Raw genomic sequence first — 10,551 nt, forward strand, 5'->3', positions numbered from 1 at the left:
ATTAAAATTTTGAGATCCGGCAACATAAAGAAGCGTTCGGGAAATGAATTGTGGCCCATTCCTACGCCGGTATTAGCCGGATCAGGTTCTAAGGGTTCGTTTTTCAACATCTCAGTTAAAATCCACAATATCCAACTTATGGTTTATAGACTTTAACACCCCTTGGCGCGGCCGATTATACATGAATTTCACAAACTGATGACAGTCTTCTTAACGTTTACAATCTTTATGCATAAAAAAACGTCAGCTTTGCTGACGTTTTCATAACAAATATAATTTCTAATCATCTACATATTAATTTGAAAAGGCTTTTCTTACATATAGCTCAAAGCGAGTTGCGTTAACATTAGGCGCAACCGCTGATACTTGTAGCTGCTGCTTGCCATGCAATTTTACTGACTTCCAGCTTACGCCTTCATCATCAATCGTCATGCCACTGGTATCAAACCAAGTGAATTTATACTGCAAGCGCAAGTCAGTAGAGACCTGACTAATAATCGTGCCCGTGCCTTGTAAAAAACCACCTTCAGGGCGCGCCATTACACTTCCTACGGTGACTTCTTTACCAAAGCTGTTGTTATCAACACGCACTTCACCTTTAGAACCCACCATTAAGCCTGCTGTGTGTGGTGCACAAGCCGCGACAATCAACGCTGTAAATAAGCCTAAAATCAATTTTTTCATTTTGTTCCCTAGAATAAAATCATTCAGTGTTAATACAAGGATAGCTAAGTTAATCTATTAAAAAATGGGCTCTTGCCGTCGCAATCAAGTGTTTACGATTAGTCTGCCAACAAGTAATGCTCACGTTAGCGACTCGTCGACCTTGGCGAGTGATCTTACATTCAGCAAAGCTACCTTTATGGTAGCCAGCTCTGAGATAATCAATTGAGAAATCAACTACTTTTGGTACTTTAGTGGTCTGCATAAAGACCATTAGCTGCACAATGGCTGACATTTCCATAAAACCTGCGATAACACCACCATGCAGTGCAGGTAGTACTGGGTTACCGATATTATCATCTTTTGCTGGCAGCTTAAAAACCAGTTCATCGCCAAAACGCTCAACACCCATTCCAATAAACTGGGCGTAAGGCACATGTTCAAGCAAGTGACCAAAATCATTTAGTTCCGTTGCTTTTCGTACGATACTTTTGAAATCTAACTTTGTCGCATCAGATTCTGAATGACTCGGGTTAGTCATGACGCGGCTCTCCCATCAGTGCTTGTCTAAACTCTTCGCCAACCATTTCTGGACTAATTCGCATAAACGAGCCTACCGCATTAGCAATGGGATCATCGATTGAATCTTGGTAAGCAATAGCACGAGTAAAAGCGACGCTAGATGACAATTTATAACACTCTGCAAAACCATAGACTGGCTTAAACGGTTCAGCAGGTTTCATGTAATCAACTCGCAGATCAAGCGTTGGTGAGATCTCCAAAGCACCAAACTGATCAAAAATAGAACACACGACAGCGCAGCCACTGGCCGTATCCATCAATGTTGTTATCACTCCACCGTGGATCACACCAGTGTCTGGGTAACCAACAAGTTGAGGATCATAAGGCAGCTCAATGAGCACATGTTTATCACTGCCCTCTAACACCTTAAGCTTTAATTTTTGGCACTGAGTAAGTTGCCCAACAAATCGACTTGCCATCTCCGTTAACGGAAAAACATCGGCAGCTTTTTTCATCGTTTTTGACTCAACATAGGGCCTAAAGAGTGGCCTCCGACTAAATGCATGTGAATATGGAAAACCTCTTGGCCTGCGTGTTCATTACAGTTCAAGATCACGCGATAACCGTCTTCTGCTATCCCTTCCTCGCGAGCCAGTTTGGCCGCAACAGACATCATTCTTCCCAACGCTTTCTCATCGGAAGCCTTAATATCATTTATTGTCGGGATCAGATGGTTAGGAATAATCAATATATGCGTCGGTGCTTGTGCACTGATATCTCTAAATGCAGTCACTAGCTCATCTTGAAATAGGATATCTGCTGGAATTTCACGTCGAATAATTTTGCTGAATATGGTTTCTTCGGCCATTTTATTGCTCTCATAAGAATAAGTTAAACCTAGTATACTCGAAAAACGGCATCTGGCGATTCGCGTTTTTATGCGTTAAAAAGTCTATTTGCAATGATTTGAGTGCCAATTGAACAGCTGTATACACAATATGATTGACTTTAGGACCATATCCATTTTAAATAAATAAAAAATTACAGGACTCATCATGCTCACCGCTAAAGAAACCGCACTGCTTAATGCTGCCGCCGAGCTGATAAAAGAAAATGGCATGATCGCGCTCAATATGTCCGACGTTCACAAAAGAGCTGGTTACTCACGCGCTGCTCAATATCAGTCATTCAGTGACAAAAACTCACTACTTGCCGCACTTAGCATGCGTGAACTGGTGTTGAATACGTATGCGTTAGAAGAACAGCGTTACTCAGATCTTAGCGGGGATTTTTCAGTTGTTTTAAGACCTGTTGTGTATCGTTACCTCAAATTATCAGATCGACTTATGATTGACTCAGCTTTTAACAATATGCTTAAAGAAGTGAGAAAGTTACCTGATGAAGAGCAATTTATATTTTGGAAAAGAGGCTTTGAATTTTTAAACAGTGAACGTGAGCAAGACAAGTAATATTAGATTTGGTGCTCGTTATATGTACATGGCCAAAACAACACCGCTTTCCGTTGATTTGGCCCATAGATTATCCAAGTTAACTCTGTTCCTTAATCAGGTAAACAACGCCATCTTTTTCATAAACATTTTTAACTTCATTACCTTCCCCAAGCACCACCACTTTATCGCCTTTATTGGTTACCGCATTACCGGCAGCATCTAGCACAATAGCTAAGCCTAATGCTGAAAGCAGTGGCGTATGATAAGCATGGTAATGAAGATGACTTCTAGGAATGACAATCACTTTTGCACGTTTATAGGACTTGTAGGGCTTATTAACTTTCTGGCATTTCACTCCACCCGCCCTATCACAACCGACAGTGGCCGCCTCAGCAAAAAACATTACCGATAAAATAGTAATAACCAACATAATAACTTTAATCATATTCATCTCTTTCGATCTCATAGTTTAACCACGAAAGCGATAATACCAAATGAATACACAACTGTATAGCAATGAGTTTAGTTGTGATGGTAGTGATAAAAAAGGCACTTAAGTTGAGCGCCTAACAATATCAGTAAAGTCAATGAGAGCTTAATCCCATTGAAGAGATTTATTGAATGACTTCATGGGTATTCATTTGTGCCCAAGCGATTGCTTGGCCGCGGCTAGAAACTCCAATTTTTCTAAAAGCACGATATAAATGGGTTTTAATCGTACTTTCACTCACAAATAGTTGATTGGCAATATCAATGTTGGTACTCCCTGAACGCAGGACCTGCAGTACTTCACGTTCTCGGATAGTCAGAGCGTCTGACTCTTCATCAGTACTGACGTTATGAACATCTTGTTGATTAAAATCGTCTGGAATACAAGTTAACCCCTGAACTATTTTGGCCATGCCTAAACCAATAGTGTCTAATGAGGCGCCCGAATAGAATAGACCCGCTGTAATATTGCTTTGAACTAAGAATTTGGCATCTACTTGTTGAGGATAATGCAGGAACACAACCCGAGCCCCACTCCTCTCTTTATCTAACCTTCGTTGAATTTGATAGGCTTTTGGGATATCTACACTAGAGAGATCAATAATGACCAGACTTACTCTGTTTTCAGTAAAATAATCGATAACATTATCTGGAATAACATTATGAATTTTAACTAAAAATTGTTGAGGCCATCGAGTATTGAGCAGATCGACTAATATTTGTGATCGGGTTACAATAACCCAGTGCATAACTTTAAACATTTAACTCTCCATGTTTATATGGTAACCATCCTTGTATCTATTAGTGTAATACAAAATTCAAATAATGAACTAACGAAAGAAATTCAGCATTGAATATTTATAATTTTCATACTATTTTTGCTATCGAAAATCCAGATTGTATACCTCCATAGTCTGTTAATAAAATACGCTCGTCGCTGTTATAAGCCCTCTTCCTTTGAGACGTCAATTCATTCAAAAATATAGCAAGCCAATCTTGAGTACAACTCAAGATATAACCCATCTTAAAACAGGGCAAGTAGTACGGCCAACAACCCAAAAAATACAGTCAAACATTGCCAAAAAAGCAATGGTTGACGATCAATCAACGGCGATTTCACGGCTGATTGCTGCCAATGTGTTACCGGCTGAGTCATCTCAAACAACCATTCACGGCTGTCAGCTTGACGCTGCTCTGGCGCAACACTAAGCCCCTTTTTAAGGGCTTTATCCATCCAGATTGGCACCAGCGGATTAATGTCATAACTGGGGGTATACTTAAGCCGTAAAAAATCCTGTTTTGTTTTACAGTGCGACTGCTTTCCATCGAAGGGTAATCGACCCGTTAACATCTCAAACGCTATGACCGCAATAGAATAAAGATCCGCTTTTTGATTAACTTGATAACCCAATATGCTCTCTGGGGCTGAATAATCTGCAGTACCCAAAATTAGGTCTCGTGGTAAGGGGCTGGTGATCTCAGCAATACCTTTAATAAAACAGGCGCCAAAATCGATGATCTTCAGCCGCCTCTCATTGGTCAACATTAAATTGTCTGGCTTAAGGTCTTGGTGCAGTGTTTCTTTACGATGAAATGCTCGTACCCCCGCCTCTAGCTGTTTTAACAGCTCTAATACCTCTTGAACTTCAGGTGCTGGATTGTGTTTAATCCATTGACTCAACGAATGACCTGCAAGGTATTCGGTTAAATAGTAGAGTGCCGACTTCTCTCTATCTCGATCGATTATCGACACCACATAAGGGCTATTAATACGTTTGCCAATCCAGCTTTCAAGCAGAAATCGCTCTATGTAGGCCGCATCATCTAAATAGTTGATAGACGGTGTTTTCATACACATCAAACTCCCTAGCTCATTTTTAACTAAATAGACTTGGCTCCTCTGGCTTTCGTGCAACACATCAACCACCTTGTAACCGTCTAACGTCATACCAATGCTGAGCGGTGGTGGAAATGGCAGTTTAGATAGGCTTTGATAAACCTCATCAATGTTTTTATCCGGTAAGGCCTCGATATGCAGCAGTTGGCAACTAGCGTTATCCTGAGAACGGTAATTGAACGCGTTATCAACCATCGCCATACAAAACTGATCACAATCTTCATCGGTAAATCCAGCACTTTTCCCTGCATCATAACGACTTTGGGAAAACTGCTGCAGTCTTGCCTCAATTTCGACGTCGGTAATGACATCATGCACACCATCTGTGGTGAGCAAATACAGATCGTCCTTGGCTATTGCTAACATTCGGTAATCTACGTCAACGTTGACATCTAACCCCATGGCTCGGGCCAGGTACTGCTGGTTTTTCCCCACAAGGCTGGTGTGATCATGGCTAAGTTTATCAAGCGTGCCATCGCGGTAACGGTAAACTCTTGAGTCCCCAACATGAAACATATGTAGATGGCAGGATTTAAAGACTAATGCGCTAAAGGTACATACGTAGCCCCGCCTGGCATCGCGGTAATCTTGCCCTAATCCGTAAAGCCATCGATTCAGTGCCGTTAATACTTGAGTACTAGACTTTTCTACCGACCAAAGATCAGGAGTCGAGTAGTAATCCGCGAGGAAATTACTCACACTAATAGCGGAGGCGGCAGCGCCACTTTCGGCCGTACTCACGCCATCACTTATTGCAGCAACAGCCCCCTTAGTTGTGAGCATGAGCCCACTTGGAATACGGATCCCAATAGCATCCTCATTTGTGGCTTTAATGCCCTTATCAGAATACTGACCAGCCGCTATCATTAAGCCGTTAGCAGGTTTTAATGAGGCTATAGTATTGCTATCTTTGAAGAGTTCATCCGTTTTATCCAAGGTCTGCCTAGCCATGTTCAATAAACTCATGATTAGTTGACGCTAATCAAGGTAACTTCACCTTTCTCATTTACTTCCGCGATATGGCCTTTGGGCTCGGTCATCAGGAACAATGTAAAAAAGCCAAATAGCGCACTAGCCGCAATAATGTAGAAGAATGTTTGCGTTGATACCATTGAATAAGCGGTTAAAAAGAACACTGCGCCCACATTGCCATATGCTCCAGTCATACCAGCTATCTGGCCAGTCAAACGGCGCTTAATCAGTGGCACAGCCGCGAATACAGCGCCCTCTCCAGCTTGAACGAAAAACGAGCAAGCCATCACCATCAAGATCGCTAAAGGCAATGCCCAGCTACCATCAATTTGCGCAACTCCTAAATAGCCGATGGCGAGTCCTGCCGTTAAAATCAATAACGTTGATTTGCGGCCAAAACGGTCACTTAACCAACCTCCTCCAGGACGAGACATTAAATTCATAAAGGCATATGAAGACGCCACCATTCCCGCTTGAGCAAAACCAAGCTCAAATGTCTCGGCAAAGAAAAGCGGCAACATAGAAACAACTGCCAGTTCAGAGCCAAATGTTGAAAAGTACAATACATTGAGCACTGCCACCTGCTTAAACTCGTAGCGTTCAAACTCTGGGATCGTGCCAGTAAACACTTGTTTGTTAACTTGATAAGTCTGATATACGTCAATGATAAATATGGCGATAAGTAGCGCATAAATGCCATTGGTGACTTGTTGGCTAAACATCACTACGCCGGTGGGTGACAATTTCCAAGCCAGCAATGCTAACGTGGCATACATAGGCACTTTCATGATCAGTAACAACACAAAATCGCCCTTACTAGTGACTTCCAGTGCCCCCGCCTTTTTCGGTTTAAAGTAGGTTGAGCCTTTAGGAGTATCTGTCACATTAAAATAGTAGATAAATGCAAAACCTAAGCTCATCAAACCGGTAAGACCAATGGCATAGCGCCATCCATCTGGCCCTCCAAATGCTAATGCTATCGTAGGCAACGTAAAGGCGGCTGCCGCTGAACCAAAGTTCCCCCAACCACCATAGATCCCTTCTGCAGTACCTAACTCCTTCGCAGGGAACCATTCACTGACCATGCGAATACCGACAACAAAACCTGCGCCAATAAAACCAAGGAGGAAACGTGCTAATGCCAGTTGCTCGAAAGTCGTCCCCAAAGCAAACATAAAGCAAGGGATAGAGCAAAAGCCAAGTAGTAAGGAGTAAACCAATCTGGGTCCATACTTATCGGTCACCATACCGATCAATACTCGAGCCGGGATAGTTAAGGCGACATTGAGAATAAGCAGGGTCTTTATTTGCGATGTCGTCAGCCCAATACTTTCAGCAATCACCCCTAGCAGAGGCGCCGCATTAAACCAAACCATAAAGGTAATGAAAAATGCCATCCAGCTTAGGTGCATCATTTTCATTTTTCCTGAAAACGAAAACAGCTTAAATGTTGACTGACTTACATTGTTATTACTCATACTGTCCTTGAACATAATAGCGACCTCATCCTTAAGCTAATGCACGCGCCAGGACGTTGCCCGACTGACGTTTGATTTCAAAAATATCGACACTTAGCGCTTCATTTTCCAAACACTGGCCAGTCGTTAAACTGTAATGTTGCTTATGAATTGGGGAGGCGACAAACAGCTCATTATTGAGTTCACACAATAGTCCACGCGACAGCACGCTAACCCCGGTAGCGGGATCAATATTATCTATCGCGAATATTCCCGCTTCTCCCAAATGAAATACCGCAACAGCTCGACCAGCAACCCAAGCGGCAACCCCTCTTTTTGCCGGCAGTACCGACTCTTCGCAAATAGTGACCCAACTCATACCAACGCCTCCTCGTTATCCAATAGGGTGATAGCAATATTGCCAGCCCCTGACTCACGGTTATTTATCGCAGCAAAAGTCTGCACATCTGATGTTATTGGGAATTTTTGTTCACGTTGATATTGATAGTGTTTTTCAGCGTTCATCGGCGCCTCTTCTGGATTAACAAACTCACTAAAGCGCTGCAAAAAAACGTCATCTTGTAAGCTGGTTTTCCATTCACACTGATAATTAGCCACCACTTTATCCATCTGCTGCTCTAATTCATGATTTACACCTAGTGCGTCATCAATGATCACCGACTGCAAATACTCAAGCCCACCAGCAAGTGACTCCATCCACACTGAAGTGCGTTGTAGTCGAGCGGCTGTTTTGGTGTAGAACATCAGTACACGGTCGATGTACTGAACTAATTGTTCAGTAGAAAGATCAGTGGCAAATAGATCACCGTGTCTTGGTCGCATGCCGCCATTACCACACACAAACAGGTTCCATCCTTTTTCAGTGGCTATCACACCGATATCTTTACTTTGTGCTTCGGCGCACTCTCTTGTGCAGCCCGACACGGCAAACTTAATCTTATGGGGAGAACGCAGACCCTTATATCGATGCTCCAACGCAATCGCTAACCCGACAGCATCTTGCACACCATATCGACACCAAGTACTGCCAACACATGATTTAACCGTCCGCAATGACTTGCCATAGGCATGTCCGGTCTCGAACCCTTGTGCTATCAGTTCTGACCAAATCGCGGGTAGGTCTGAAAGTTGTGCGCCAAACATGTCTATCCGCTGCCCACCGGTGATCTTGGTATAGAGATCATATCGTTTGGCAATTTGCCCCATAGCAATTAACTTGTCTGGGGTGATCTCCCCTCCAGGAACTCTTGGCACCACCGAGTAGCTGCCATTTTTTTGTAGATTACCCAAATAGGCGTCATTACTGTCTTGCAGTGCCACATGCTTTTCATTAAGCACATACTGATTTTCAAGCGAAGCAAAAATAGAGGCGGCAACAGGTTTGCAAATATCACAACCCAGTGCTAATGGTGAGGCATTCTCGACAGCGTGCTGTTGGTACAAGTGTTCGAAGTCTTTAATATCTTCAACCTGGCATAGGTGAAATAGCGCCTGACGGTCATGATCAAAATGACAACAGATCCCGGAGTCCGTTTCTAACCCTTGCGCCTGCATCGTTTGATCAATGATCTGCTGTACCAAAGCAGAACAACCACCACAACCAGAAGCCGCTTTGGTACAGCTCTTTACCTCAGCCAATTGATGATTACCCGCTATCACCTGTTCAACAATATCGGCCTTGGTCACCTGATGGCACGAACACACTATGGCGTTGTCTTTTAGCGTTAGTGGCGCAGACTCATCCGCTAGCAATAAGGTTACTGCTGGCTCTTCAAGTGCTTCACCGCTCAAGTATTGACTGAGCAAAAGGCTATATTCATCGACGTTACCGACAAGCACTGCGCCGCGAAGATAAAGACCCGTTTCGTCAAGCCACAGCTTTTTGTAGACGCCCGCTTGTACGTCACTCAACTCAACATATTGTGCTTTATCAAAGCCTCGACTTTCGCCAATTGACGCCACATCAACACCCAGTAGCTTTAACTTGGTGCTCATGTCTGCCCCCGAAAATGTCAAAGGGGCCACCGATAAGCCCGGCATTAGCGGCGTAATTTGTGACAAGGCCACTTTTGCCATTTGATATCCAGGGGCCACTAAGCCAAATATCTTTTGTTGCCATAAAGCGCATTCGCCTATCGCATACACATCATTAACAGAGGTCTGGCAGTTATCATCAATAACGATGCCACCTCGCTCACCTACGCTGATATGACTGTTTCTTGCCAATGTATCTTGAGGTCGAATACCCGCAGAAAATACAATCATGTCCGTTTCTAAAAAGCTTCCATCACTGAATTTAAGCCGATGTTGTGCAGTCTCCCCATCGACAATTTCTTCAGTGGCTTTACTTAAATGGACGCCAAGCCCTAACGCTTCGATTTTCTGCTTCAGTAGCTCACCGCCTTTATCGTTTAACTGAACTGACATCAGTTGCGGTGCAAATTCAACGATATGTGTCTTTAAGCCTAATGCGCTCAACGCATTAGCCGCCTCAAGCCCGAGTAGACCCCCACCGATCACGACCCCAGAGCTGGCATTGAGCGCTGCTTGCTCTATTGCTTCTAGATCGTCAATCGTGCGGTAAACCATACAATCGCGGCGATCATTGCCTTTTATTGGCGGCACAAATGGATAAGATCCTGTCGCGAGCACCAGTTTGTCATATGGGGTTTGCTCGCCATTAACGGTCAGCCATTTATTCGCGGTATCGATATGAGAAACCTGCTGACCCAGGTGTAGCGCGATACCTTTAGACTCATAATCAGCTTGTGACGTCAGCATCAGTTCATCAGCGCTGCCATTGGCAAAATATTTAGACAGTTGCACTCTATCGTATGCAGGTATCTTTTCGGCGCCATACACCTCAACATCATAGTGTTGGCTTATCTGTCGTTCACATAACTGCTCGACAAAATGGTGGCCAACCATGCCATTTCCCACCACGACCAACTTGGGTTTATTTGTTTTCATGTTTCGCCCCTATCGCTATCCACACTGGCTTTTTGCCAACAAAAAGGCGCCAATCTCCCTTGCAGGAGATGGCGCCTTTGCCAAAAATTAAAATTGTTAGTTTTCTATA

The 10,551-nt window shown here is 43.5% G+C and carries 11 protein-coding genes and 1 riboswitch; of the genes, 1 reads left to right on the plus strand and 10 read right to left on the minus strand.

Going from position 1 to position 10,551, the window contains the following annotated elements; genetic code table 11:
* Positions 1-41: 41 nt before the first annotated feature.
* Positions 42-173, minus strand: a riboswitch (TPP riboswitch).
* A 121-nt stretch (positions 174-294) separates the two neighbouring features.
* From CXF82_RS12195 to hinT, 4 genes are read right to left on the minus strand one after another with little or no spacing between them, the layout of a single operon-like run.
* Entirely contained in the window at positions 295-684 is a 390-nt protein-coding gene (locus CXF82_RS12195) for a YcfL family putative periplasmic lipoprotein (RefSeq protein WP_102044256.1), read from the minus strand.
* Between the two features lie 49 nt (positions 685-733).
* Positions 734-1,204 (minus strand): PaaI family thioesterase, encoded by a 471-nt coding sequence (locus CXF82_RS12200; protein WP_101091107.1) that lies wholly within the window; start codon positions 1,202-1,204, stop codon positions 734-736.
* Entirely contained in the window at positions 1,197-1,700 is a 504-nt protein-coding gene (locus CXF82_RS12205; protein ID WP_101091108.1) for a PaaI family thioesterase, read from the minus strand. Before CXF82_RS12205 ends, CXF82_RS12200 begins: the two co-directional genes overlap by 8 nt.
* Complete coding sequence (gene hinT / locus CXF82_RS12210; protein WP_101091109.1) at positions 1,697-2,053, minus strand: purine nucleoside phosphoramidase; 357 nt, start codon at positions 2,051-2,053, stop codon at positions 1,697-1,699. Before hinT ends, CXF82_RS12205 begins: the two co-directional genes overlap by 4 nt.
* 187 nt (positions 2,054-2,240) lie before the next feature.
* Here hinT and CXF82_RS12215 point away from each other — a divergent pair, with 187 nt between their 5' ends.
* Positions 2,241-2,654 carry a helix-turn-helix domain-containing protein gene (locus tag CXF82_RS12215; protein WP_101091110.1) on the plus strand — a complete coding sequence of 138 codons (414 nt, stop codon included), beginning with the start codon at positions 2,241-2,243 and terminating at the stop codon, positions 2,652-2,654.
* 79 nt (positions 2,655-2,733) lie between these two features.
* On the opposite strand, the gene CXF82_RS12220 is transcribed toward CXF82_RS12215, so the two are convergent.
* The 6 genes from CXF82_RS12220 to nirB all read right to left on the minus strand — a co-directional run bounded on the left by CXF82_RS12220 (position 2,734) and on the right by nirB (position 10,442).
* Entirely contained in the window at positions 2,734-3,081 is a 348-nt protein-coding gene (locus CXF82_RS12220) for a hypothetical protein (protein ID WP_232775115.1), read from the minus strand.
* Between the two features lie 169 nt (positions 3,082-3,250).
* Positions 3,251-3,886, minus strand: a complete 636-nt coding sequence (locus CXF82_RS12225; protein ID WP_101091112.1) for a helix-turn-helix transcriptional regulator — start codon at positions 3,884-3,886, stop codon at positions 3,251-3,253.
* 263 nt (positions 3,887-4,149) lie between these two features.
* Positions 4,150-5,973, minus strand: a complete 1,824-nt coding sequence (locus CXF82_RS12230) for a bifunctional protein-serine/threonine kinase/phosphatase (RefSeq protein ID WP_180961139.1) — start codon at positions 5,971-5,973, stop codon at positions 4,150-4,152.
* 17 nt (positions 5,974-5,990) lie between these two features.
* Entirely contained in the window at positions 5,991-7,472 is a 1,482-nt protein-coding gene (locus CXF82_RS12235) for a NarK family nitrate/nitrite MFS transporter (protein ID WP_102044257.1), read from the minus strand.
* Between the two features lie 31 nt (positions 7,473-7,503).
* Complete coding sequence (gene nirD, locus CXF82_RS12240) at positions 7,504-7,830, minus strand: nitrite reductase small subunit NirD (protein ID WP_101091115.1); 327 nt, start codon at positions 7,828-7,830, stop codon at positions 7,504-7,506.
* Entirely contained in the window at positions 7,827-10,442 is a 2,616-nt protein-coding gene (gene nirB / locus CXF82_RS12245) for a nitrite reductase large subunit NirB (RefSeq protein ID WP_102044258.1), read from the minus strand. Before nirB ends, nirD begins: the two co-directional genes overlap by 4 nt.
* Positions 10,443-10,551: the final 109 nt, after the last annotated feature.

The sequence above is a fragment of the Shewanella sp. GutDb-MelDb genome (assembly GCF_002836075.1).
Lineage (GTDB): Bacteria > Pseudomonadota > Gammaproteobacteria > Enterobacterales > Shewanellaceae > Shewanella.

What these genes read in the sequence shown, in the direction of transcription:
- CXF82_RS12220 (WP_232775115.1), bottom strand. Translation starts at nt 3,081, where the DNA reads ATGATTAAAGTTATTATGTTGGTTATTACTATTTTATCGGTAATGTTT.
- hinT (WP_101091109.1), bottom strand. Translation starts at nt 2,053, where the DNA reads ATGGCCGAAGAAACCATATTCAGCAAAATTATTCGACGTGAAATTCCA.
- CXF82_RS12225 (WP_101091112.1), bottom strand. Translation starts at nt 3,886, where the DNA reads ATGTTTAAAGTTATGCACTGGGTTATTGTAACCCGATCACAAATATTA.
- CXF82_RS12230 (WP_180961139.1), bottom strand. Translation starts at nt 5,973, where the DNA reads ATGGCTAGGCAGACCTTGGATAAAACGGATGAACTCTTCAAAGATAGC.
- CXF82_RS12200 (WP_101091107.1), bottom strand. Translation starts at nt 1,204, where the DNA reads ATGACTAACCCGAGTCATTCAGAATCTGATGCGACAAAGTTAGATTTC.
- CXF82_RS12195 (WP_102044256.1), bottom strand. Translation starts at nt 684, where the DNA reads ATGAAAAAATTGATTTTAGGCTTATTTACAGCGTTGATTGTCGCGGCT.
- CXF82_RS12215 (WP_101091110.1), top strand. Translation starts at nt 2,241, where the DNA reads ATGCTCACCGCTAAAGAAACCGCACTGCTTAATGCTGCCGCCGAGCTG.
- CXF82_RS12235 (WP_102044257.1), bottom strand. Translation starts at nt 7,472, where the DNA reads ATGAGTAATAACAATGTAAGTCAGTCAACATTTAAGCTGTTTTCGTTT.
- nirB (WP_102044258.1), bottom strand. Translation starts at nt 10,442, where the DNA reads ATGAAAACAAATAAACCCAAGTTGGTCGTGGTGGGAAATGGCATGGTT.
- CXF82_RS12205 (WP_101091108.1), bottom strand. Translation starts at nt 1,700, where the DNA reads ATGAAAAAAGCTGCCGATGTTTTTCCGTTAACGGAGATGGCAAGTCGA.
- nirD (WP_101091115.1), bottom strand. Translation starts at nt 7,830, where the DNA reads ATGAGTTGGGTCACTATTTGCGAAGAGTCGGTACTGCCGGCAAAAAGA.